This is a genomic window from Actinotignum timonense, assembly GCF_002860685.3.
GTDB classification, from domain to species: domain Bacteria; phylum Actinomycetota; class Actinomycetes; order Actinomycetales; family Actinomycetaceae; genus Actinotignum; species Actinotignum timonense.
In genome coordinates this window covers 2227635-2250029 of the sequence record NZ_CP136960.1, presented here as the reverse complement: position 1 = coordinate 2250029, position 22395 = coordinate 2227635, and the positions used below count along the sequence as shown (strand labels likewise).

Sequence of the window (22395 nt, the reverse complement as noted above, 5' to 3'; positions counted from 1 at the left end):
AAATTAAATCGTACGTTGTGGCGGTGGAATAGATGGGATGAGCTGCGGGTACCCGCGTGGAAAGCTGGCGTGCTCGTGTGTTTATGTTCGTTAAGGGCGCCTAAATCCAAGATACGGGATGACGCAACGGCACCGATGGTGGTGGCCCTGTGGAGTGGCTGCTCTTAGCGTAAGGAAGAATATGAAGAAAGTACTCAGAGGTGTCGTGGCTGCCGCGACCGCCTGCACGGTGATGCTGGGCGGCGCGGGCGCGGCTTTCGCGGATTCGACGAGCCCGAACGGAGCCACCGCGCCGGTTGCTTCAGATGCCTCTTCGGGTGCCGGAGCTGCGGGCGCTGGCGGTGCGGGCGCGCCGGCAGATGCCGCCGCTGCTGATACCAGCACCGCCGACTACGCCGCGGGCAAGATTAACGAAGCCCTGGGGGCTACCCCGGCCGAGCAGGCCGATGCCTGGATGGTCAGTGCGCTGCAGAATCAGGCCTCTCACTATTCCAAGGCCTATGTGGATCAGCGCTTCGTTGCGGCTGCGCAAGCCTATGTGAATGCCTACTCCAACGGGGTATCTGACCTGGACAAGGCGATTGTTGAAGTGACCAAGACGGCCAAGACCGTTGCGGAAATGGATCGCCGGGTCAACGAAGAATTCCAGAAGTCCGCGGCCGGAAATAAGAGCGAAGTCGTTCAGAAGATTCGTTCCTGCATCGACCTCGCCAAGCAGGGCAAGAGTAAGGAATTCAACCAGTGCCTCAACGGCATTATTGTGCTGCAGAACCTCGAAGCTTACGAGAAGATGATTATCGCCGGTGACGCGGTGCTCAACGGGGATGTTTCCTATATTGATGCGGAGACCCTCGCCCAGCTCAAGAAGGACGTTGCTTACCTGCGTGAAGCTACCGCGTACCGCCCCGAAGCTGAGAAGCTGACCGGTAAGACGTGGTGGAAGGATATTGATCCCGCCACCATTACCCCGCTTGGGGATGCCGATTATGCTCGCCTGGAACAGCTGCGCTGGATTATCTCCGGTGAAAAAGAATTCAACGGCGTGAAAACCACCTACGGGCAGAGCTCGGATCGGGTGCGTGACCTGGTCCGCAAGGCCGGCTCCCTCAAGGCCAAGGCTGATACCGCTGCTCTCATCGCGGGCTTGCAGAACCCGGTGGTGCGCAATGCGGCCCAGCAGCTTTTCGATGCTGCCCCGGATAACTATGCTGCCGATACCTTCTCCCATGTGCTTCCGCTCCTTGATGCTTGGGCTACCAAGCTGAGTGAAGCAAAAGCCGCTATTGAAGCCGAACAGGCCGCCCAGCTCAAGGCCCTAGCCGCGCTGGATTGCGCTCCGCAAGCCGCGCGTACCCAGGCCGAAGCCGATATTCAGGCAGCCACCGCTGCGGCACTCGAGAAGCTCAAGCCGGTTGTGGACGAAGGCGTGCTCACTGAGATCACTGCCGAACACGCGGCAACCGTGCGTGGCATCGTGCAGAAGGTTTCCGCCCTCAAGGAATGCACGCCGGCCGACCCGGCCCCGACCCAGCCGGCCGAACCGACGCAGCCTGCACAGCCGACCGAACCGACGCAGCCTGCGCAGCCGACCGAACCGACGCAGCCGGCCCAGCCGACCGCTCCGGCTCAGCCCGCGGATCCGACCGCGCCCGCGCAACCTACTGCGCCGGCACCCGCGGACCCGGCCCCGGCAGGATCCGCCAAACCGGCCACTCCTGCTAAGCCCGGCAAGACCGTGGTGAAGAAGTCGGCGAAGAAGCTCCCGAATACCGGTGCGGAAGCCGCTTCCTTGGCGCTCCTCTCCGGTGCCCTGCTCGCCGGTGGGGCGCTCGCGGTGCGGCGTCGTCGTGCTGCCTAAACGCGGCCATTAAATGAGCTGATGCTCGGGCGGGCCCGGCACGTGCGATATACCAGCGCGTGCCGGGCCCGCTTTTTTGAAAAACTAGTGACGTTTCATTTTTTTGCTCTAGGATGATAGGAAGCACAACAAAGGAGTTGTTATGACGATGAACGTGAGTCCGAATCTTCTCAAGAATTTTGCGCGGCGCACGTACGGCGTCGCGGGGGCGCTGCTGGTCATCGCGATTTTCCTCCAGATTGCGGGGCCCTTCGCCATGCTGGAGCTCAATGAGCTTCCCGCTGGCACCGCGGATCCGGTCAAGGTTGGCTTGGCCTATGTGGTCAAGGTGCTCATGGATATCTTTACCTTCCAGCTGGCCGGGGTTGCCGCGCTCATTGCTTTCTTGGCTCACCCCGTGCTGACCTCGGTGGTGAAAGAGGAAGAAAGCGGGGCGGGCGGCGTCGTCGTACCTAACGGCGCAGCGGAAGAAAGCCCAGCGCACTAAAACTCTCCCCGCGCGTTCGTGAGCTAGTTAGCACCCGGGCGGTTCGCGCGCGGTGCCAAAGTCCCGAGTGGGCGAAAATCTTCGCGGCTCAGGGCGAAAACGCCGAGTTAATCACGGCCTGAGCATGACGCGCGCGGGTGTTTTGAGAGACAATAGAAACAGCGGATATTCCGCGCAGGTAGCCACAACTATGTGGCACGGTCTATATGAAGGAGTACCTGTGGCATTCATTGAGGCAGTTAACGCCCGCGAAATTCTCGACTCCCGTGGCAACCCCACCGTTGAGGTTGAAGTTGTCCTGGATGATGGCACCTACAAGCGCGCATCGGTTCCCTCCGGCGCGTCCACCGGCGCCTTTGAAGCCGTGGAAAAGCGTGACGGTGATAAGGGTCGTTACCTCGGTAAGGGTGTCGAGCAGGCAGTGGAAGCGGTGAATGAAATCATCGCTCCGGAAATCATTGGCATGGACGCCAACGATCAGCGCGCTCTTGACGCGCTGCTCATTGACCTGGACGGCACGGATAACAAGGGCAAGCTCGGCGCGAACGCCATCCTGGGCGTGTCCCTCGCCGTGGCGCACGCCGCCGCCGAATCGGCCGGCCTGCCGCTCTACCACTACATTGGCGGCCCGAACGCCCACATCCTGCCCGTTCCCATGATGAACATCCTCAACGGTGGCTCGCACGCCGATTCCAACGTTGATATCCAGGAATTCATGATCGCCCCGATCGGCGCCGAAACCTTCAAGGAAGCGCTGCGCTGGGGTGCTGAGGTGTACCACACCCTCAAGAGCGTTCTCAAGGAACGCGGCCTGGCCACCGGCCTGGGCGATGAGGGCGGCTTCGCCCCCAACCTGGATTCCAACGCCGAAGCTCTGGACCTCATCGTCGAAGCTATCGAGCGCGCTGGCTACACCCCGGGCAAGGACTTCGGTCTCGCCCTGGACGTTGCCGCCACCGAATTCTTCGAGAACGGTGTTTACAAGTTTGAGGGCGGCACCAAGTCCTCGGACGAAATGATCGCCTACTACGAAGAGCTCGTGGAGAAGTACCCGCTCGTGTCCATCGAGGATCCGCTCTCGGAAGACGAATGGGATGCCTGGAAGAAGCTCACCTCCGAAATCGGTGATCGCGTCCAGATCGTTGGCGACGACCTCTTCGTCACCAACCCCACCCGTCTCCAGAAGGGCATCGAAACCAAGGCCGCGAACGCGCTCCTGGTGAAGGTGAACCAGATCGGTTCGCTGACCGAAACCCTCGAAGCCGTGGAGCTTGCGCACCGCAACGGCTTCCGCACGATGACCTCGCACCGCTCCGGCGAAACCGAGGACACCACGATTGCGGATCTCGCGGTGGCCACCAACTCCGGCCAGCTCAAGACCGGTGCTCCGGCCCGTGGCGAGCGCATCAACAAGTACAACCAGCTGCTGCGCATCGAAGATGAACTCGGTGAAGACGCAGTCTACGCCGGTCGCGCTGCTTTCCCGCGCTTTTCAAGGCCTAAGGCTCTGGAAGCTCTGGGCTGGCTAGCTGGGTAATCAGGTAGCCGGTGGCGAGTAGCCGGGTGGCCGGTTTTCCGGTTCGCTTATAGTGTGCTGCTTGCTGATAGGGCTGCTGGTCTGCCCGTAGCGCTGCTGGCTTGCATATATAGAGCTGAGTGCCGCTCCTTCTCTTCGGGGAAGGGGCGGCGCTTTGTTATGGGGCGGGTGTGCGGCCAGTCATTTGGGGGTGCGGACGGTTTCCTAGAGATTTTTAAGGAGAACGTTCAATGAGTAAGCGTACGTACACGAGAGAGCAGATCCGTAAAGCCCTCACCACCTACCAACGCACGCAATCGGTAACCGCCACAGTCCGTAAACTGGGCTACCCAGGCCGAGACACGCTCTACAAATGGATCCGGAATAGCAACGAGAAACCAGAGCAGAGAAAACCGAAGAAACACGCCCCTAACCAGAAAATATCAACGGACGTGAAAGTAACTGCCTGCAAGCGATTCCGCAGCGGGGAAAACGCCTACACTATCGCCCAGGATCTAGGAATCGTGAACTGCACAAACATCTATGCTTGGGTTAAAAAGTGGGATGCGGAAGGCAGTCTAGGACTCATGAACGAGAAAGAATGCGACCAGATCAAAGCGAAAACCCGCCACCAACTGGAAGCCCAGCTACCCCAAGACCCGGAAGAATTACGTGCTCTTGTAGCCGATTTAATCGTGCAGAAACGCGTCTTGAAAGCCCAGCTCGAGCTAGCAAAAAAAGGAAAAGCCCGCACAGGCGGGCGCAGTGAAGCGGTAGAGAAAACACGGGTAGCTAACCAGCTACGCTCTACCACGCCGCTAGCCATGGTCTTAGATACCTTGGATTTGCCGGCAAGCTCGTACTATTACACCGCTAAACAGCTAGAGCGGCCTGACAAGCATGCTCGCTTGCGTGAGTTGATCGCTCAGATCGCGCGCGAGGGCTTGTATACGTATGGGTATCGGCGTATCCGTTTAGCGCTTAGAAAGCTTGGGTATGTGGTCTCGGAGAAAGTCATCCAGCGCTTGATGCGGGAAGAGGAAATCCCGGTCAGGTATGCCAAAGCACGCCGGAAGTACTCTAGTTACGGCGGGGAGATCAGCCCGGCACCGGAAAACCTAGTCGAGCGTGACTTCCACGCTGATGAGCCCGGACGGCTTTGGCTCACGGATATCAGCGAGTTCCACGCAGCTAACGGGAAGGTTTATCTCTCCCCGATTATTGACTGTTATGACGGGAAAGTCGTGGCGTATACGAGGGGATTACACCCAACCTCAGTGTTGGCTGATTCCTCCCTTGAAAACGCCCTGGCAACCCTCCCGCACCAGCGTCTAAACGAGCTACAAGCCGGCCAGAGTGAGCATCCACTCGTGATCCATTCGGATCGGGGAGTCCACTACCGGTCTGTGTCCTGGATTGAGCTTACGCGGCGTTACGGGTTGACGCGGTCGATGTCGAAGAAGGGGTGTAGTCCGGATAATTCTGCTTGTGAGGGGTTTTTCGGGCGGATGAAAACCGAGATTTATCACGGGAAGAAGTGGGCTACAACCGATGAGTTATGCGAGGCGATAGACGAGTATATGTTCTTCTATAACCAGAAGCGTATTACCTTGAAGTTCGATGGTTTAACGATTGTGGAGCATCGTCAAGCGGTTTTAAGCGATAATGTCCAATAAACAGTCCGCAGCCCCTTTTTGTCCTATAAGCCTGAACGGCAGAACTGACCGCCTATCATCGGGGCGGTTCACAAAGTGGTACTGGAGCTACAGCCAACACCCGATTTTCTGTCGTGCAGTACCACTCTGTTCGTTCCGCTGTCGTGGAGTACCACTTTGTTGGGTAGCGGCGGGTGTCAGCGGGTTAGCCCCGGCGGCCCCGAAATGAAGTGCGCTTAAGAGCACCGTTTTGGGGCGATTTCCTGTCTCTAACGCGCTGTGAGACTTGTGTGTAGCTGATCTGGGATCGGCTGGCAGGATAGATCATAGCCACGGTGGCGTGCCCCGCTTACGCGCTGACCTGCCCGCACCAGGCCTAAACAGCCTGGAAAACACGCGGGAGTGTCTTGGAAGTGACATGGCCGCCACCATGGCTATGGCCTGTCCCGGCCGGTTCATACTGGCCTGATTAGAAGCACGTCCACCAAGAGTGTGACTCTCCACAGTGATGCCGATGAACCAACCCTGAAAAGGAAAACGAACTCCCGCCAGGGCGCCGGGACAGACACCCGATAGACACAACCAAGAAAGGGCTGTATCCACATGGCAATTGTCGCACACCACTACACATACGTCATCGGGGTGGACACCCACGCGAAAAAACACGTGTTCTCCATCCTGGAATGCCCCACCGGCATCGAGGTCATCAACCAGGCCTTCGCGAACACCACGCCCGGGCATACCCGAGCCGCCACCTGGATCACGAAACACGCCACTAAGGACACCGCTAATGTGCTTATCGTGGTGGAAGGCACTGCCTCGTATGGGGCCACCCTCACCCGTTTCCTTCAAGGCAAGGGCTATACCGTGGTGGAAGCACCCCGCCCGGACGGGAAGGGCCGCTACCAACCTAAAACCGATAAGATCGATGCCTACCACATCGCCTGGCGGGCCTTGAAACTCGAGGAAAACGCCCTGACCATCCCCAGGCAAGGCACAGAGCGTGAAGCCTTACGTATCCTCATGGCAAGCCGGCGCCAACTCACACGCACGAAAACCGCGCAAATAAACGCCCTAACCGCACTCGTGCGGACAATCGATGTGGGGGTGGATGCCCGCCGGCCTCTCACTACCGCCCAGATTAGCGGCCTGGCTAGGTTAGAGAATGTTCCTGGTGAGGATATCCAGATGGTGATCGCTAAGCAAGAAGCCCGGCGTTGGGCTCAAAGTATCCTCGACCTTGGAAAGTGTCTGGAGGAGAATTTGGGGCAGATCAAGATGATTGTCCAGCTAGTGGCCCCGCTTTTACTTGATTTACCGGGAATAGGGCCTTTTGCTGCCGGGCAGATCATTGTCTCGTTTTCCCATGCTGGGCGTGTTCGTAGTGAGGCGGCTTTCGCTTCCCTAGCGGGTGTGTGTCCGATTCCGGCGTGTTCGGGTAACACGGTACGTTATCGGCTTAGTCGGGGTGGGGATCGGGCGTTGAATTATGCTTTACATATGGCGGTGTTAGTGCGTATGAGGTCGGATGAGGAAACCCGGGCGTATGTGGAAAAGCGCCTTGGTGAGGGGAAAACGAAACGCGAGGTTATACGTGTGCTTAAACGCTACCTGGCCCGGCGGGTGTATCGCCTCTTGACCAGGCATATGCGTGCCGAGGAAACCGTACTTGCCTCTTGACAACATATAGAAGCGTCACTTGACGGGGGCACGGTTCGAAATGCGCACTTTGGCTCCCGCCGGTTCACCGCCCCGGCGGGAGGCGGGGGTGTTTTTCCGAGGTGTACTTCGCATGTACGACATATGCACTACAGCGCGGACAACACATGCCCCCTCCCCAGGTGCTGGTGTGACTATTGAGGTTTCGTGAGGCTCGTGAGATTCGCGCGGGCTGGTCGCTGAGGCTTGTCGAAATCAAAGTGCAACGGCAGCTACGTTAAGAAATTGTTTTGATGTCGCCAGGTTGAATCCTGTGGGGCTCGCTGCCGTGAGGTTGCATCCTGTGAGGGACTTGATCACCCGGATGCATTGTGTGAGCTTGGCGGGGGCGCGCCCTATTCGCGGGCGGTGATGCCAGGCGCCTAGACTGGTAGTCATGAGTGTTCGCCGTCCACCCTCGCGCCCTGAGCGCAACCGCCGCATCTCCGCGCGCGGAGTTCAGGGGAATCAAGGATCTGAAGCGAACCAAGGAAATCAGGCGAAGCGCCGCGGCGCGGCGCTGAAACGCAGGGATGCTGCGCTGCGCCCCCGAGATGCGGCGCTGAATCCCCGGGAAGCCGGGGCGAACCCCCACTCAAGTGGTACCCCGCGAAAAGCATCCGACCTCATGCCGCGCGGTAAAGCAGGTAGTCGGAAACCGAAGCGACCCGGTAGGGGAGCGGGCGGCGATGCGCAGGCACGCTCAGCCCGCACAGCTCGATCACCTCACTCAGCTGCTCGTTCAGCCAGCTCCCCGGCGCGGGCCGGGGCCGCTTACCGCAGTGAAACGTCATCACGCCCGGGGGCTGCCCCGCGGCCCGGAACCAAGCCCCGCACCGGAGGGAAGCCGTGGCAGGGCGGCAATCAGCGCCAAGCCACCATTAACCGCTCGGATAAAACCAGCCATTCCGGGCCGGGCGGTTCGCGGGGGAAGAAAGCCGGGCAAAAAGGCCAGCGCCGCGCCATAAAAGTGGAATCCGGTCAGCGCCAGCACACCGTGAGCCTGCGTGCGGTGGCCATCGCGCTTTTCGCGATCCTCGCCATTATTATTGTGACCCCCACGGTTTCGCGTTTCTCAGAACAGCAGCACGAATTGCGGGCGGTGCGCGCGGAGCTGGAAAATGTGCAGCAGCACACCCGGGAGCTCGAAGTGGAAAAAGCCCTGTGGAACGACCCGGATTACGTGCGGGCCCAGGCTCGGGTGCGGCTCGGTTACGTTGTTCCCGGCCAGCGGCTCTTCGTGGGCGCGGATCCGAATGAGGGCACCGCCCAGGAGCAGCTGGAAGAACGCGTGGCCACCGTCAATCGGGAACGCCGCGCGAATACCCCGTGGTACATTACCGGCTGGGATTCCATCACCATCGCGGGTAATTCTGTGGACGGGCAGATTGATAACCCGGACGAAGCCCCGATGTACACGCCGCCCACGCCGCAACCGGATAACGCCACGCAGCCGGCAGGTGAAACACCGGCGGACAGCTCGGCTCCCGCCCCGGCAGAACAACCCGCAGAACTGCCCGCAGAAGAACCCGCGCCGGAAGACGCCGCAAACCAGGACCCTAATACCGCGCCTGCCCAAGATACCGCGCCCGCCCCCGAAGGAGAATAAGCATGACCGATGTCCTCACCGAGCGCGACGTCACCCCCGAGCTTCTCACCCGCATCGCCGCGAACGCCACCCCGCTGCGCCCCACCGACCGCGCCGAGGTAGCCGCCCAGCTCGGGCGCGTCCCGCGCGGCCTCGTCGGCATCGGGGCACGCTGCGCCTGCGGCCGCCCCGCGGTCACCATCACCCTGCCGCGCCTCGGCCACGGCGAACCTTTCCCGACCCTCTTCTACCTGTGCCTGCCCTACCTGGTCAAAGAAATTTCTCGCTTGGAAGCGCGCGGGGAAATGGCCACCATGACCGCTGCTCTATCCGACGACGCCGCACTGCGGGCCGCCCACCAGGCAGCCCACGAATCCTATATAGCGCGCCGCTCCCTGCTCGGTGAGGTCCCGGAAATTGCCGGGGTATCCGCCGGGGGTATGCCCGAGCGGGTAAAATGCTTGCACGCGCTGGCCGGCTACGCGCTGAGCGCGGGGCGGGGAGTATGCCCGCTGGGGGATCGCGCCCTTGACCTCGTCGGTTGGGATGGCACCACCTGCCACTGCGAGGACGTGCCTAATTCCCGCGATGATGAAACTAGCGCGGCAGCACACTAGAAAGGACATAGAACCGACCATGGCGGTTTCAGTTACCTCCACGCCTACCACGCCTGCGCAGCGGGTTGCCGGCATCGATTGCGGCACCAATTCCATCCGCCTCCTCATCGCCGACGTTCCTGGAAAAGACGGCAGTTCCCTGAGCGATATAACCCGCCAGATGGAAATTGTGTACCTGGGCCAGGGCGTGGATGCCACCGGGCACTTCGCCCCCGAAGCCCTTGAGCGTACCCTCAACCAGGTTGATATATACGCGCGCCTGTGCCGGGAAGCGGGAGTGACCTCCATTCGTTTCGCCGCCACCTCCGCCACCCGCGATGCCTCCAACCGGGCGGATTTCCTCGATGGGGTCGTGGCCCGGATCGGGGTGCGCCCCCAGGTGCTCACCGGTACCCAAGAAGCCCAGACCTCTTTCTCCGGCGCAATTTCGGCGTTGAGCTCGCCGACCTCCCCGGTGCTCCTCATTGACCTGGGCGGTGGCTCCACCGAACTCGTACTCGGGCGCGCGGACGGCAGCGTGATCGCCAGCCACTCCATGGATATTGGCTCGGTGCGGATGCGCGAACGCCACCTGCGCCACGATCCGCCCACCCCGGCCGAACTAGAAAGCGCCCGCGCCGATATTCGCGCGGCCTTGGACGAAGCAGAAAAGCATGTTCCCCTCGGGCAGGCCGAAGAGGTGGTCGGGGTGGCCGGTACCGTCACCTCGGTAACCGCCACCTGGCTCGGGCTCGATACCTACGATTCGGCGGCCGTGCACGGCACCGCGATGCCACTCGCCGATATTGAGAAGGTCACCGACTGGTTTATTCACGCGCCCCTGGAGGAACGCGCCGCGCTCGGCTTTATGCACCCGGGGCGTGCCCCCGTGATCGGAGCCGGGGCGCTGGTCTGGCAAGAAGTGGTGCGCCGCATCGCCCAGCGCCGCAGCGCCGCCGGCCGCCCGCTCTCCACCATCACCACCTCGGAACACGACATCCTTGACGGCCTGGCCCTCTGGGCAGCTCGGGAACCCCAGCCTCCCGCCCGGCCGGTCGTTTAGGCGGCCGGGTCCGCGCTGCCGCGGGCGGCGTCGTCGTGCAAGGTACCGGAAGCGCGGTGATGCCGCACCCGTATCCGAGTAGCGAGCGCCCCGAGAATTACAGAAAGTAACGTGCCGAGGAGTACGCCCACGCGCGCGTGGGCTTCGTGCGGGTCGGTGGGCGCGAAGGAGAGCTGCGCGATAAGCAGCGAGACCGTGAAGCCGATGCCGGCCAGGATCGACATGGGGAAAATATCGCCCAGGTGCAGGCCCTCACCCAATTTGAGGCGGAAGACTTTCACGAAAAGCCAGGTGCCGCAGAAAATGCCGATGCATTTGCCCAGCGGGAGGCCCAGGTAGATGCCGATAGCGACCGGGTCGGCGAGCAGCGCGGTGATCCCGCCGGCCTCGGTAATATTCACGCCCGCGGCGAAGAACGCGAAAATCGGCAGCGCAATCCCGGCCGACCAGAAAATCAGCCGTTCGCTATAGCGTTCCGTGAGCGGGGTGTCGTCCGCGTCGGTGGTGGAGGTGGGGATCATGAAACCGAGGACCACCGCAGAAATCGTGGCGTGCACGCCGGCGCGGAAGAAGCAGTACCAGCACACCAACGCCAGCGGCCACAGCAGCCACCAGCGGTTCCAACCTTTCCAGCACAGTAGGCCGAAAAGCGCCGCCACCAGCAGACCGCCGCCCAGGAAGAGGAAATTGACGCCGTCGGAGAAGAAAATCGCGATGACGATAATTCCGCCCAGATCGTCGGCCACCGCGAGCGTCATAAGGAAAATTCCGGCGGCTTTCGGCAGCCCTTTACCCACCAGCGCCAGCACCCCGAGCGCGAAAGCAATATCGGTGGCCACCGGAATGGCCCAGCCATCATAAATATGTGCGCCGGAAATCGCCTGGGTGGCGCAATACACCCCGATGGGGCCGAGCATGCCGGTGAGCGCGGCCAGCACCGGCAGGGCCGCTTTGCGCGGGTCGTTGAGGGAGCCGATGGTGAATTCCTGCTTGAGTTCCATACCCACCACGAAGAAGAAAAGCGCGAGCACGAAATCCGCGGCCCAGTGCGCCAGATCCAGGTGGAGCCCCAAGCTTTCCGGCCCGATTTTTGTGGCTGCCAGCGCGAAATAGGTATCGCGGCCCGGGGAATTTGCCCAGATGAGCGCCACGAGCGCGGAAATCACCAGCACCAGCCCGGCAAAAGATTCATTGCGCAGCGCCTGGCTGTAACGCGTGACCGGTGCGGCGAGTTTCCCCACCCGGCGCAGCCCCGTGCGGAGCTTGCGCTGCCCGGTTTGCGCGGTGGTTTCCGGAGTTTCGGCGCTTTCGGCGGTGGCGGATTCGTGCGCGGTGGTGTCGCGGTTCTCGCGCTGTGTCATTCCCTCTCGATTCTGTCTGCCCAGGTTTTGGTGGTACGACGGCGCAGCTACCGGCGGGCGGCCCTCGACGCAGGTAAAGCCGGTGAAGCGACGCGCTTAGGATCCCTCCTACTCTACAGGGTGGCGCAACAAGGTAGTATTCTAGGGATGTTCATACGCGCCCGTTGGGCTCGCATGTTCAGCCCCCGTAGCCCAATTGGCAGAGGCACCCGACTTAAAATCGGTTCAGTGTCGGTTCGAGTCCGTCCGGGGGTACTGATGGAGGAAACCGAGAAGTCTTTCAGGAAAAATTCAGGCAGGGGCTTGAGAATAACCCTGGAGACGATATTGGACGAGTTATAACCAAGTTTGTACATGACCTGGATGCTAACCGGACGATGGTCGCGTCTGACAGTAGGCGGGCCGCCTATCCGGCGGTCCACCACAATACAGGAGGGTATTTTGTCGAATCCCGTGATGAGTAACAACCCGTATTTCCGCAAGGGTGCTGCCACACCGAACCAGCAGTTCCGCGGTGGCAATATTGCAACGGAACCGCGCCAGGGTTACCAGGCCGGCCCGGGTGTTTATGAACAGCCGAGCGGCTACGGTACGGAGCAGCCCGGCTGGTACAACCAGTACGGCTTCGATCAGCAGGGCTCTGGCCAGGCGTATCCGCAGCAGGGCTATGACCAGTACGCGGGCGGCTCCGGCCAGCCCGGTACTTTCGGGGCTCCGGCAACTGCCACCATGACCTACGACGATGCCATGGTGAAAACCGCGATTCTGCTGGCGGTCTCCATTGTTGCCGGCGCGGCTACCATGCTCTTCGTACCGCTGGATTCGGCGATGATGCTCGCGATTCCGGCTTCCCTCATCGCTTTCGCGGTGGGCATGTTCGGGGCCTGGCGCCCGATGGTCGGCCCGGGTATCTCCATTGCCTATTCCCTGTTCCAGGGCGTGGCCCTCGGCGCGATCACCAATGCTTTTGACACTCTCTACCCGGGGGTGGCCTTCCAGGCGATTCTGGGTACCGCGATTGTGGTGGGTGTGGCGGTATTCCTCCACATGTCCGGGAAGGTCCGCACCACGGCCAAGGGCCGGCGGGTGGTCCTCACCATTATGATCGCCTACATTATCTTCGGCTTCGTCAATCTCATCCTGATGCTGACCGGCGTGACCAACTCGCTGCGCAATATTACGGTGGGTGGCTTCCACCTGGGGATCATCCTCGGGCTGGTCATGATCGCGGTGGCCGGTTACGTGCTCATCTCCGATTTGGAAACCGCCAAGCTCGCGGTGGAACGCCACGCCCCGAAGGAATTCGCGTGGACGGCAGCTTTCGGCATCGTCATGACGGTGCTGTGGATCTACCTCGAAGTGCTGCGCATCGTGGCCTACCTGGCCGCCTCCTCGAGGAACTAAGAGAATCGCGGAACTAGCCAGTACCGCGGGCAGGATTAGCGCCGGGGAACTGGCAGTACTGCGGAACTAAGGCTGATAGCGATAACGAAGGCCGGGACGGATGTTTCTCCGTCCCGGCCTTCGTGGTTCCGTGTGGCGTTATTCGGGGGATGGCCCGACCCGGTAGCGCTATGGCCCGCCGGGGCATGTAGGCCGGCGCTAGCCGAGCTACAGGCGCAGGGCTGCTAGCCGAGCGGGCCCGCGCCCGGGAGCGGGCAGGCGATCCCGGTGCGCGCATGGCATTGGTAGCCGTGGGGCACCTTATGGAGATACCCCTGGTGTTCCTCTTCGGCCAGGTAGAAAGGCCCGGCGGCCAGCGCCGGCACCACCTCCGTCACAATAGCGCCGCGCCCGGCCTGGCGAAGCACATCTTCATAGCCGGCAATCATGGCCCGGGCGGTGCGCTCCTGGGTGTCCGTCGTCGTAAAAATAGCGCTGCGATACTGGGTGCCCACGTCGTTTCCCTGGCGGTTCAGCGAGGTGGGGTCATGGGACTCGAAGAAAAGCTGAAGCAACTTCTCCAGCGGAAGCTCGCGCGGATCAAAAACCACCCGCACCGTTTCCGCGTGCCCGGTGCGGCCCGTGCACACCTCCGCGTAGGTGGGATTCGGCGTGGTGCCGCCCATATAGCCAACCGCGGTGCTCAGCGCGCCCGCCTCCCAGGCCAGCTTTTCCGCGCCCCAAAAACACCCCGAGGCCAGGTAGATGAGCTCCTCGCCCGGGCCGGGTTCGGCAAGGACGGGCGTACCCAGAACAACATGCGGCGCCGGATTCGGATTAATCGGATCGGGCCGGCCTGGCAGTGCGGGGGTAGCAGATAGATTCACGATCAGCTCCTTAGCTCTCTGGTGGCACCCTAGCGCTCTGGCGCGCTAGCTTCCTAGCCTTCGTAGGGCTTGATATCGAGGATTTCCACCTTGACGGGGCGGCCCAGGCGGTTCTTGAAGGTGGTTTTCTCCCCCTTCTTCAGGCCCAGGATGGCCTGCCCGAGCGGCGCGCTTTCCGGATACACTTCCATTCCCACAATATCCGCGGCTTCGCGCGAACCGAGGAGGAAGGTTTCTTCCATGCCGCCAATCGTGGCCGTCACAACCGTGCCGGAAGCCACCTCATCACCCGAGGGCGGCTCGGATACGTGGGCGTTTTCCAGCAGCGCGGTCAGCTCCACGATCCGCCCCTCCAGCTTCGACTGCTCTTCGCGAGCCGCTTGGTAGCCGCCGTTCTCCCGCAGGTCGCCCTCCGAGCGCGCCGCTTCGATCTTCTTGGCGATTTCCGCGCGCTGCACGGTAATCATGTCATTGAGTTCGGCCTTGAGGTGCTCGTACGTTTCGGGGGAGAGCCAAGCCCCCTTGGTGTTTTCAGACATCTCTTCTCTTTCTCGTCACGGCGGGCGGGTGCTCCGCGCACCTGCCCGGTTGGTCATTCTGTTATGAGCCCGCGCTCGCGCGGCGCAGCTCGGCACGCCTTCGTGCGGCGATGCGGTTGCGGGGGCCCGAGCGCTGGGCGCGGGTGGGACGCCCCACTCGGATAAAAAAATTCATGCCCTGATAGGCATGTTTCTCCGGCTAAGCATACCAGCCTTCCGGGCGATGCAACATTCCCCTGGATTTTCTGCTGGCTGGAGGCCCGCGTTCCACTCCGCTACCACCGCGGGGCAGCGCGCGGGCCTCCTTGGTAGAGTAGCGCGGTGAATCGGGCTGGTGGCGCTGTGCCGCGAGCCCGCATCGATTGCCAGAAAGCCCGCGCGATAAGCGCCAGCGCCAGCACCAGCTGCGGAAGAGCACCAGCTGCGGAAGGAGAAGGATGATGGACGAACGCCGCCTCCTCTGCGTCCACGCCCACCCGGATGACGAATCGTCGAAAGGCGCGGCAACCATGGCGAAATACGCGCGCCTCGGCCGGGTACGGGTGGTCACCTGCACGGGCGGCGAACGCGGGGATATCCTCAATCCTTTATTCGACGACGCAGTTCTGGCCGGGCGCACCATGGCGCAGCTACGCCGGGAAGAAATGGCCGCCGCTGCCCGCATCCTCGGCATTGAGCACGTTTTCCTCGGCTTTGTGGATTCCGGACTACCCGAGGGCTACCCGGATGCGGAGCTCCCCGCCGATAGTTTCGCCCGGGCCGCGGACGCGGATGTGCATCGCGCCCTCGTGGCTCAGATCCGCGAGTTCCGCCCCCAGGTGGTGACCACCTATGACGAAAACGGTGGCTACCCGCATCCCGATCACCTGCGCACCCATACCGCCACCCTCGCGGCGGTGCGGCTGGCGGGGGAGCCGTGCTGGCCGGAGCTGGGCGAGCCCTGGCAGGTTTCCAAGCTGTATTACGACGCCAATCTTTCTTTCACCCGGCTCACCACCTTGCACGAAGCGATTCTTGCCGCCGGCCGCACCAGCCCTTTTACCGAGTGGCTGAAAGAGGCCGCGCAATTCCCGCGCCCGCAGCATGCCGCAAGCACGCGGGTCGGCGTCGTCGCATATTTCCCGCAGCGCGACGCGGCCATGCGCGCGCACGCCTCCCAAATTGACCCGAACGGGCTGTTCTTCGCGGCGCCGCGGGACCTGGAGGCGCAGGTGTGGCCGCATGAGGACTTCTACCTAGCGGCTTCCACCGTGGGCCCGGCGCCCGCGGAGGGGGAGACGGATCTATTCGCGCGGGTGCCCGGGCTGGAAAGCGAAGAGCAGGCGGCGGCGCGGTACCGTTAACCACCCCGCGCAACCAGGCCTGAGCCCGCAACCGCTATTTACTGCCCGTTCCCGACCCGCTCCCCGGCATCCTTGCGGGAATCCCGGGTGATGAGCATTTCCACGCCGTTTCGGTAGTCCTCAGATTCGGCGGCAACTTCCTCCGCTTCCTGGCGCAGTTCGTCCGCGGAGAGTTGCGCGGTGTGCCGCGGCATGGTGGCCAGCACCTGCTCGGCCTGGGCGCGCGGATCCCAACGGACCTCCGGCCAGCGCGGGGCCAGCCGGGCGAGCGCCTGGGCAAGGAGCTCGGTCACCGCGAGCCGCGCGAACCATTTGCGATCCGCCGGTACCGCATACCACGGCGCGTACTCCGTGGAGGTGCGCTCGAACATGGCCTGGTAGGCATCCATATAGGCAGGCCACTGGGCACGCGCCTCCACATCGGAGGGCGAATACTTCCAGTGCTTATCTCGGCGCGCCAGCCGGCGCAGCAGCCGCAGCCCCTGCTCCTCGTAGCCGATAAGCAGGGCGACCTTGACGAGCGTATAGCCCGCGTCCACCAGCTCCCGCTCGAACTCATTGATTTTTTCGTAGCGCGCTTCAATTTCCGCGGGCGTGGCGAGCTCATCGACCTTTCCAACCAGCACATCTTCGTAATGCGAGCGGTCAAAAACCCCGATCATGCCGGCCGGCGGCAGCGCGCGCCGGATCCGCCACAGAAAATCGTGGGAGAGTTCCTCCGCGGTGGGCACCCCGAAAGAGCGCAGATGTACGCCCTGCGGATCAACCATCCCGAGCACATGCCGGCAAATCCCGCCCTTCCCGGCCGTGTCCATACCCTGCACCACGAGCAGCACCCGCCGCTCGCCTCCCTGGCGCGCTTCGGCATAGAGACGTTCTTGCAGCTCAGCCAGGAGCTTCCCACGCTCTTTCATGGCGGCTTTCCCAGCCTTTTTATCCCCGTGCCAGCCCGGCGTGGAACCGGTAGCAACGGGCGCTATCTGAAAACCGTCCCGAACGTGCAGCGCAATCCCGGGCGCTGTGGTCCAGGTTCCTGCGTGCTCGCGCGCCTCCGTGTTCTTTTTGCTCATCTTCGCTCCTGTGCATTGCCGTTTTCGTGTGGTGCTGGGTATCAGTCTAAAGGAGGGGTACGACGCCGCCGCGGCCCTCCGGGCCGCGGGATCGGCCAACCGGGCTCGCTAGGCACGCAGGTTGAGGAGCGCTCAGCGCGTTGAGCTCTGAGCTGACCGTGTGCGGCGCGCGCTCACTAGGCGACGGCGAAGAGAGTGAGCCAGACCGCCACCGCATGGCAGGCGTAGCCGGCGACTGTTCCCGAATGGAAGAATTCGTGGAATCCCCAGGTACGCGGCCACGGATTGGGCCAGCGGAAAGCGTAGGCGAGCGCGCCTACCGTGTAGCAGATTCCGCCGGCAATAATGAGCCAAACGATGCCCGGGCCGCCGGCCTCCCACATATCCGGGAGGAACCAGATCGCCACCCAGCCGAGAGCAATATAGAGGGGAACATACAGCCAGCGCGGGGCGGCCGGCCAGAAATTGGAAAGCGCGATCCCGCCGAGCGCCCCGCCCCACACAATGGCGAGCACTAGGGCGGCGGTGCTGCCCGGCAGCAGGGCGAGGGAGAGCGGGGTGTAGGTTCCGGCAATGAGCAAGAAAATATTCGAGTGATCCAGGCGGCGCAGAATCGCGTGGACTTTCGGCCCCCAGGATCCCAGGTGATACACCGCGGAATGCCCGAAGAGCACCACGGCGCTCAGCCCGAACACAATGACTCCGATGGTGAGTGCTGCGTTGGGGGCAAAAACAATCTGGACGATCATATTCGCCAGTGCGAGCGGGGCAATAATGGCGTGCTGCCAGCCGCGCAATACCGGCTTCGGTAGCGCCGATGCGGGCAGGCGCCGCCGGGCGCTGCGTGCGCTGGACCGCGCTACCGCGGGCTGTGCCGCCCCGGCCTTCGATGCGCCGTTTTTCTTCTCACCGCGAGTCGCACCGCGAGGCGCAGGGGAATCACTACCGCGGTGGCGTTCGCTAGTGGCGTGACAAAGACGGGTCATGGTGCTCCCCACGTAATCGGTGATGCCTCCGGGGTCTCCGCAGGCCAGCAAGACGCGGCGGTGGGCGAAGCGGGACGTGTGGCTCCGGTTCCCCGCACCGGTCTGAGCCGCTGGCGTAAGTGTACGCTGCTTGCCTGAGTATTTTCCGGGTATCTTTTCCTGTTTGCTCAGGATGGGCGGGCTACAGTTAAACGGTTAGGCATCTAGCCGCGGCGCGTGACCGGCGCGGCCCTGGCACTGCGTGGCTCGGGTGGCCGCGGCCCTGGCAAGGCATGTTTCGGGTGGCCGCGGCCCTGGCACGGCGCGGTTCAGACCGGCGCGGCTCGGGCCGGCGCGGCTAGAACGAGGGAGGGAGACAGCGTGGGGATGTCAGCATGGCTCTACGCCGCATATGAACGCCGCTTGGTGCGGGAGCTGGCCGGCAAACGCATGCCCCAGCACGTGGCCATTATGTTGGATGGCAATCGGCGTTGGGCGCGTGAGCTGGGTGAATCTGCCACGTTCGGGCATCGGGCCGGGGCCGAGCGCATCGCCGAGGTGCTCGGTTGGTGCGAAGATGCCGGCATTGAGGTGGTTACTTTGTGGCTGCTCTCCACTGATAATCTCTCCCGGGCGGCTGAAGAAGTAGGCCCGCTGCTCACCATCATTTGTGAAACTGTTGAGAATTTGGCGCGCTCGGGTCGTTTCCGGTTGGTCGCGGTGGGTAATCTTGATCTTCTTCCTGAGGAGTACGCCCAGCGCCTGCGTGCCGCCGCGGCGAGCACTGAATCTTGCCGCGGTTTACACGTGAATATCGCGGTGGGCTACGGCGGGCGCCAGGAGATTACCGACGCGGTGCGTTCTTATCTGCGCGATGAGGCGGCAGCCGGGCGCAGCCTCGCGGAGGTCGCGGAAGATTTTTCCCTCGCGGATATTACCGATCATCTCTATACCCGCGGCCAGCCTGATCCGGATTTGGTGATTCGCACGAGCGGGGAGCAGCGCATGAGCGGCTTTATGCTCTGGCAGTCCGTCCATACCGAGCTGTATTTCTGCGAAACTTACTGGCCGGATTTCCGGCGCGTGGATTTTTTGCGCGCGCTGCGTGACTATACGCAACGTGACCGGCGCCGCGGCCGCTAAGCTGCAGGCATTCGGATGCGTCCGGAGCCGGAATGGGAGTTCACACCGAAAAGGTGCGCTAAATCAGCCCTTCGCGGCTTTGGTATTCGAAGAATCCTTCGCTCAGTTCGTTGCGGGTCAGTGGCTCCCAGCCGGCATGCGCGGTCATGAGGCTGCGCGCGGTGGTGGCGAAAGCACCCACGGTATACAGGTGCGACATGGACATGGTGGCCAGGCCGGGGCTTGCTTCCCGCCCGAGCAGACTCACCCGGTCCAGAGTGTCAATGGTGGTGGCTATAAAAGCGCTGCGGGCCCCGGCCACGTCCACGAAGGGGCGCGGGAGGGATGCCACGTGGAGGCGGTCACCCGAAGCGGTGATCATGAGCGCGGCACCGTCCTCAAGGAGAATGGCGACGAGCCGCGGCCCGAAACTAAACCAGTGTTCGGCCACCGCGGCGAATTCGTTTTCGGGGCCGCTAATACCGTAAAGCAGCCGGATGTCTTTTGAGGTTGCGACGACGACGTCACTTAGCTGCAAGAAACTTTCGGCTTGAATACGGACTCGGTCCAGGTTGCGGGCCCGGGGGTGGCGCAGTGCCGGCGAGTAAATGATCGTGGAGGTGGAGCGGCATACCCGCAGCCATTCGCGCACGGTGTGGGCCGCGGGCATGGCATGGCAGGCATCTCCACCGAAAATAGTGGCGGAGGGGCTGAAAAGATCAAAATCGAGTTTGCGGGCGCCGCGTTCCGGAGCCGGCAAAATATCCCAGCTTTCTTCAGGGTCTGCGTGTGCGTCCCCGTAATGAGCGTCGGTGAAAGCGGCCGGGGGCGGGGTGGGTAGCCCGGAGGTGAGAGCTGCGCTGACCGAGTTTGAGGCAGCGCCGACCGGGGATGAAGCCGCGCTGACTGGGGATGAAGCCGCGCTGAGCGGATTTGAGGCAGCGCTGACCGGGCTTGTGGCGGGGCGCAAGAGGAGCTCGACACCGTGGGCAGCGGCGTAATCGCGTACGACTTGCGGGTCGGAAGCCTCGGAAATATTGGTGACCATCCGAACTTCGCGAGCCAGGTGGGCCAGATTGACAGCCACCTTAAACATGGTGCCGGCGCGAAATGGGGTCTCCGCTTCACGCTGGTTGGCGATGGCATCGCCAATTACGAGAATCGTCATGCGAAATCCTCGGGGTGGCGAGTGAGCGGGGTAGTATCTAGGCCTGTTCCGTCTGCGAATTCTTCCGGATCGAAATCATCGTCATCTTCGCCGGCCGCGGGTTCCTCAGCGGAGGGCGGTGCGGTGGCGGGGCCACCAGCGGGTGTACCGGCAGGCCCACCCGCGGGAACGGAGGCGCCGCGCGGGGCAGCGGGGGCAGGAGTAGCTTCCGCCATGGCTTCCGGAGCTGGCTGAATAGCCGGTACATCCTCAGCGCGTACTTCGCGCACCGCTTCCCGCAGGGCTGCCACTCGGTCCTCCTTGGAGGCCTGCGGCGAGATCGCGGGAGCGGGCGCCTGATAGCCACCCGTGTGCGCTGCGGCCGGCGCGGGCTGGTTCGCTGGCGCGCCCTGATTAGCGGGAGCAGTCGCCGGGGCGGGAGCGGTAGTGGCGGCTGCCGGCTGCGGGGCTGCCATCGGAGCAGCCACGAGGCTTTCCCCGCGTTCGGCGGCATCGATCCGGGCCGCTGCGCCATCTAGCCAGCTTTGGCAGTGGCGGGCCAGGGATTCGCCAACTTCCCACAAGCGTAGGGATTCTTCGAGGGGAATGGAGCCCTGTTCTAAGCGGGAGACGATATCAACCAGCCGCGCTCGGGCATCTTCGTAGCTGAGGGTGGCAACGCGCGCCTCAATATCTTCGCGCGGGTGGGGCGCGGAGACGCCAGGTACCTGAGGTCCGGGTGAGCCGGGTACCTGGGACGCGGAGGCGCCCGCTGTGTGGGGCTGGGAGGAGCCCGGCGCTGGCGCCGGGGGTGTGAACCCCTCAGGAGTGGTTCCCTTAGCTGCCATGCGCGCTCCCTTTCACTTCGAGATGGAGGGTTCCCGCGGCCAAAATGGCACGCAGGTGCTCCCCGATTCGGACATCGTTTTCTTGTGAGACTACTCTGTCATCCCCGCTTAGGATAACCGAATACCCGCGCTGCAGTGTCGCCTGGGGGGAGAGGGCCCGCAGCTGGGAAAGAAGCGAGGAAATATCTTGGGAATTGGAAGCCATATCGCGCCGAATATGGGCCCGCAGCCAGGAGCGCAGCGAATGAATATCTTGTTCGCGTACCTCCACCATGGTGCGGGGGCGGGCCAGTACCGGCCGGGCGCGTAATGCTTCGAGTTCCTTAGTGGCACGGTCCACCCGGTGGCGCATGCCCTGGCGCAAGCGGCGCACCGCCGCCTGCACACCTTCACGTTCCGCTTCCCGATCCGGGACGATGCGTTTGGCGGCATCCGTGGGGGTGGAGGCCCGTAGATCAGCCACATAATCGCTGATGGGATTATCTCCTTCATGCCCGATAGCGGAGACCACCGGAGTGCGGGTGGCTGCAATAGCACGAACAAGGTGCTCATCGGAGAAAGGAAGGAGATCTTCCACGGAACCGCCCCCGCGGGCCAGCACAATAACATCCACCCCGGGATGGGCATCGAGTTCACGCAGGGCCGGAATCATCTGGGCCACGGCATCCCGGCCCTGGACCGCTACTTCGCGTACCTCGAAACGAACCCCGGGCCAGCGCAGCGAGGCATTAATAATGACATCCTCTTTGGCTTTAGTATTGCGCCCCACAATAAGCCCCACCGCGCGCGGTAAGAAGGGGAGCGGTTTTTTACGTTCGGGTGCGAACAGACCTTCGGCAGCAAGTTTGGCTTTCAGGGCTTCCAAACGGGCCAGAATATCGCCCACGCCCACCGGGCGGATTTCCTGTGCCCACAGGGAGAGCGAGCCATTACCGGTATAAAAATCCGGGACTGCCCACACCACCACCCGGCTTCCGGAGGTGACGGTTGCGGGAAGCAAATGGCTGAGTATTTTCACCGTCATGGAGACGTTTTCTTCCAGATCCCGCAAGGTGAGGAACTGGACTTTGGCTCCGGGGCGGCGCTGGAGGGTAATGACTTCACCTTCCACCCAGAGGCGTGACATTTTCGCCACGTATTCCCGGATTTTTACCGAGAGGAGGCGCAGCGGCCACGGGTGATCCGGTGTTGTCTGCGCAGCCCGTTGCGGCAGGTTGGCGGGTACCGGAGTTGTTGAAGCCATATCAGTTATCGTGCCATGTTTTGCCC

The 22395-nt window shown here is 62.6% G+C and carries 19 protein-coding genes and 1 tRNA gene; 12 read left to right on the top strand and 8 right to left on the bottom strand.

Translation table 11 applies throughout. From position 1 onward, the window contains the following. Positions 1-181: 181 nt before the first annotated feature. From CYJ17_RS09430 to CYJ17_RS09395, 8 genes are all read left to right on the top strand, one after another. Positions 182-1858 carry an LPXTG cell wall anchor domain-containing protein gene (locus tag CYJ17_RS09430; protein WP_087070447.1) on the top strand — a complete coding sequence of 559 codons (1677 nt, stop codon included), beginning with the start codon at positions 182-184 and terminating at the stop codon, positions 1856-1858. Between the two features lie 142 nt (positions 1859-2000). Next, positions 2001-2345 (top strand): hypothetical protein, encoded by a 345-nt coding sequence (locus CYJ17_RS09425; protein WP_087070448.1) that lies wholly within the window; start codon positions 2001-2003, stop codon positions 2343-2345. 220 nt (positions 2346-2565) lie between these two features. After that, positions 2566-3882: a phosphopyruvate hydratase gene (gene eno / locus CYJ17_RS09420; protein ID WP_180948889.1), complete on the top strand. Its 1317-nt coding sequence runs from the start codon at positions 2566-2568 to the stop codon at positions 3880-3882. Between the two features lie 230 nt (positions 3883-4112). Then, positions 4113-5537 carry an IS3 family transposase gene (locus tag CYJ17_RS09415; protein ID WP_087069845.1) on the top strand — a complete coding sequence of 475 codons (1425 nt, stop codon included), beginning with the start codon at positions 4113-4115 and terminating at the stop codon, positions 5535-5537. 582 nt (positions 5538-6119) lie between these two features. Then, positions 6120-7196: an IS110 family RNA-guided transposase gene (locus tag CYJ17_RS09410; RefSeq protein WP_087070276.1), complete on the top strand. Its 1077-nt coding sequence runs from the start codon at positions 6120-6122 to the stop codon at positions 7194-7196. A 646-nt stretch (positions 7197-7842) separates the two neighbouring features. Beyond that, complete coding sequence (locus tag CYJ17_RS09405) at positions 7843-8823, top strand: FtsB family cell division protein (RefSeq protein ID WP_244899304.1); 981 nt, start codon at positions 7843-7845, stop codon at positions 8821-8823. 2 nt (positions 8824-8825) lie between these two features. Next, positions 8826-9419 carry a DUF501 domain-containing protein gene (locus CYJ17_RS09400; protein ID WP_101595773.1) on the top strand — a complete coding sequence of 198 codons (594 nt, stop codon included), beginning with the start codon at positions 8826-8828 and terminating at the stop codon, positions 9417-9419. A gap of 19 nt (positions 9420-9438) precedes the next feature. Further along, positions 9439-10461 carry a Ppx/GppA phosphatase family protein gene (locus CYJ17_RS09395; RefSeq protein ID WP_087070450.1) on the top strand — a complete coding sequence of 341 codons (1023 nt, stop codon included), beginning with the start codon at positions 9439-9441 and terminating at the stop codon, positions 10459-10461. Here CYJ17_RS09395 and nhaA read toward each other — a convergent pair. Beyond that, positions 10458-11822: a Na+/H+ antiporter NhaA gene (nhaA, locus tag CYJ17_RS09390; protein WP_087070451.1), complete on the bottom strand. Its 1365-nt coding sequence runs from the start codon at positions 11820-11822 to the stop codon at positions 10458-10460. The genes CYJ17_RS09395 and nhaA overlap by 4 nt on opposite strands. A 181-nt stretch (positions 11823-12003) precedes the next feature. Here nhaA and CYJ17_RS09385 point away from each other — a divergent pair. Next, positions 12004-12077: transfer RNA gene (locus CYJ17_RS09385), tRNA-Leu, on the top strand. A 201-nt stretch (positions 12078-12278) separates the two neighbouring features. Further along, positions 12279-13226: a Bax inhibitor-1/YccA family protein gene (locus CYJ17_RS09380; RefSeq protein WP_234984467.1), complete on the top strand. Its 948-nt coding sequence runs from the start codon at positions 12279-12281 to the stop codon at positions 13224-13226. A 224-nt stretch (positions 13227-13450) separates the two neighbouring features. Here CYJ17_RS09380 and msrA read toward each other — a convergent pair whose 3' ends face one another. Both msrA and CYJ17_RS09370 read right to left on the bottom strand, forming a co-directional pair. Beyond that, positions 13451-14092, bottom strand: a complete 642-nt coding sequence (msrA, locus tag CYJ17_RS09375; RefSeq protein WP_087070453.1) for a peptide-methionine (S)-S-oxide reductase MsrA — start codon at positions 14090-14092, stop codon at positions 13451-13453. A 53-nt stretch (positions 14093-14145) separates the two neighbouring features. Beyond that, on the bottom strand, positions 14146-14631 hold the full coding sequence (locus CYJ17_RS09370; protein ID WP_016443212.1) for a GreA/GreB family elongation factor: 486 nt from the start codon (positions 14629-14631) through the stop codon (positions 14146-14148). A 437-nt stretch (positions 14632-15068) separates the two neighbouring features. Between CYJ17_RS09370 and mca the strand changes: the two genes are divergently transcribed. Beyond that, the gene (gene mca / locus CYJ17_RS09365) at positions 15069-15974 is read left to right on the top strand and encodes a mycothiol conjugate amidase Mca (RefSeq protein WP_087070454.1); all 906 of its coding nucleotides are present in this window, start codon (positions 15069-15071) and stop codon (positions 15972-15974) included. 38 nt (positions 15975-16012) lie between these two features. Here the strand turns inward: mca and CYJ17_RS09360 are convergent, their stop codons facing one another. Next, entirely contained in the window at positions 16013-17044 is a 1032-nt protein-coding gene (locus tag CYJ17_RS09360) for a PPK2 family polyphosphate kinase (protein WP_101595768.1), read from the bottom strand. A 176-nt stretch (positions 17045-17220) separates the two neighbouring features. Continuing rightward, positions 17221-18030, bottom strand: a complete 810-nt coding sequence (trhA, locus tag CYJ17_RS09355; protein WP_087071166.1) for a PAQR family membrane homeostasis protein TrhA — start codon at positions 18028-18030, stop codon at positions 17221-17223. A 366-nt stretch (positions 18031-18396) separates the two neighbouring features. On the opposite strand from trhA, the gene CYJ17_RS09350 reads away from it, so the two are divergent. Next, positions 18397-19152 carry an isoprenyl transferase gene (locus tag CYJ17_RS09350; protein WP_087070456.1) on the top strand — a complete coding sequence of 252 codons (756 nt, stop codon included), beginning with the start codon at positions 18397-18399 and terminating at the stop codon, positions 19150-19152. 58 nt (positions 19153-19210) lie between these two features. Here CYJ17_RS09350 and CYJ17_RS09345 read toward each other — a convergent pair whose 3' ends face one another. Genes CYJ17_RS09345 through xseA form a run of 3 tightly spaced genes read right to left on the bottom strand, consistent with a single transcriptional unit; the run spans position 19211 to position 22369 of the window. Beyond that, on the bottom strand, positions 19211-20299 hold the full coding sequence (locus CYJ17_RS09345; RefSeq protein WP_087070457.1) for a carbohydrate kinase family protein: 1089 nt from the start codon (positions 20297-20299) through the stop codon (positions 19211-19213). Continuing rightward, complete coding sequence (locus CYJ17_RS09340) at positions 20296-21126, bottom strand: exodeoxyribonuclease VII small subunit (protein ID WP_087070458.1); 831 nt, start codon at positions 21124-21126, stop codon at positions 20296-20298. The genes CYJ17_RS09345 and CYJ17_RS09340 overlap by 4 nt, the downstream gene beginning before the upstream one ends. After that, positions 21116-22369, bottom strand: a complete 1254-nt coding sequence (gene xseA / locus CYJ17_RS09335; RefSeq protein WP_087070459.1) for an exodeoxyribonuclease VII large subunit — start codon at positions 22367-22369, stop codon at positions 21116-21118. Before xseA ends, CYJ17_RS09340 begins: the two co-directional genes overlap by 11 nt. Between the last annotated feature and the right edge of the window lie 26 nt (positions 22370-22395).

Excerpts from the sequence above, each read along its gene's own strand:
- CYJ17_RS09430 (WP_087070447.1), top strand. The coding sequence starts at position 182 with ATGAAGAAAGTACTCAGAGGTGTCGTGGCTGCCGCGACCGCCTGCACG.
- CYJ17_RS09425 (WP_087070448.1), top strand. The coding sequence starts at position 2,001 with ATGACGATGAACGTGAGTCCGAATCTTCTCAAGAATTTTGCGCGGCGC.
- CYJ17_RS09415 (WP_087069845.1), top strand. The coding sequence starts at position 4,113 with ATGAGTAAGCGTACGTACACGAGAGAGCAGATCCGTAAAGCCCTCACC.
- CYJ17_RS09410 (WP_087070276.1), top strand. The coding sequence starts at position 6,120 with ATGGCAATTGTCGCACACCACTACACATACGTCATCGGGGTGGACACC.
- CYJ17_RS09405 (WP_244899304.1), top strand. The coding sequence starts at position 7,843 with ATGCCGCGCGGTAAAGCAGGTAGTCGGAAACCGAAGCGACCCGGTAGG.
- CYJ17_RS09400 (WP_101595773.1), top strand. The coding sequence starts at position 8,826 with ATGACCGATGTCCTCACCGAGCGCGACGTCACCCCCGAGCTTCTCACC.
- CYJ17_RS09395 (WP_087070450.1), top strand. The coding sequence starts at position 9,439 with ATGGCGGTTTCAGTTACCTCCACGCCTACCACGCCTGCGCAGCGGGTT.
- nhaA (WP_087070451.1), bottom strand. The coding sequence starts at position 11,822 with ATGACACAGCGCGAGAACCGCGACACCACCGCGCACGAATCCGCCACC.
- CYJ17_RS09380 (WP_234984467.1), top strand. The coding sequence starts at position 12,279 with ATGAGTAACAACCCGTATTTCCGCAAGGGTGCTGCCACACCGAACCAG.
- CYJ17_RS09370 (WP_016443212.1), bottom strand. The coding sequence starts at position 14,631 with ATGTCTGAAAACACCAAGGGGGCTTGGCTCTCCCCCGAAACGTACGAG.
- mca (WP_087070454.1), top strand. The coding sequence starts at position 15,069 with ATGATGGACGAACGCCGCCTCCTCTGCGTCCACGCCCACCCGGATGAC.
- CYJ17_RS09360 (WP_101595768.1), bottom strand. The coding sequence starts at position 17,044 with ATGAGCAAAAAGAACACGGAGGCGCGCGAGCACGCAGGAACCTGGACC.
- trhA (WP_087071166.1), bottom strand. The coding sequence starts at position 18,030 with ATGACCCGTCTTTGTCACGCCACTAGCGAACGCCACCGCGGTAGTGAT.
- CYJ17_RS09350 (WP_087070456.1), top strand. The coding sequence starts at position 18,397 with ATGTCAGCATGGCTCTACGCCGCATATGAACGCCGCTTGGTGCGGGAG.
- CYJ17_RS09345 (WP_087070457.1), bottom strand. The coding sequence starts at position 20,299 with ATGACGATTCTCGTAATTGGCGATGCCATCGCCAACCAGCGTGAAGCG.
- CYJ17_RS09340 (WP_087070458.1), bottom strand. The coding sequence starts at position 21,126 with ATGGCAGCTAAGGGAACCACTCCTGAGGGGTTCACACCCCCGGCGCCA.
- xseA (WP_087070459.1), bottom strand. The coding sequence starts at position 22,369 with ATGGCTTCAACAACTCCGGTACCCGCCAACCTGCCGCAACGGGCTGCG.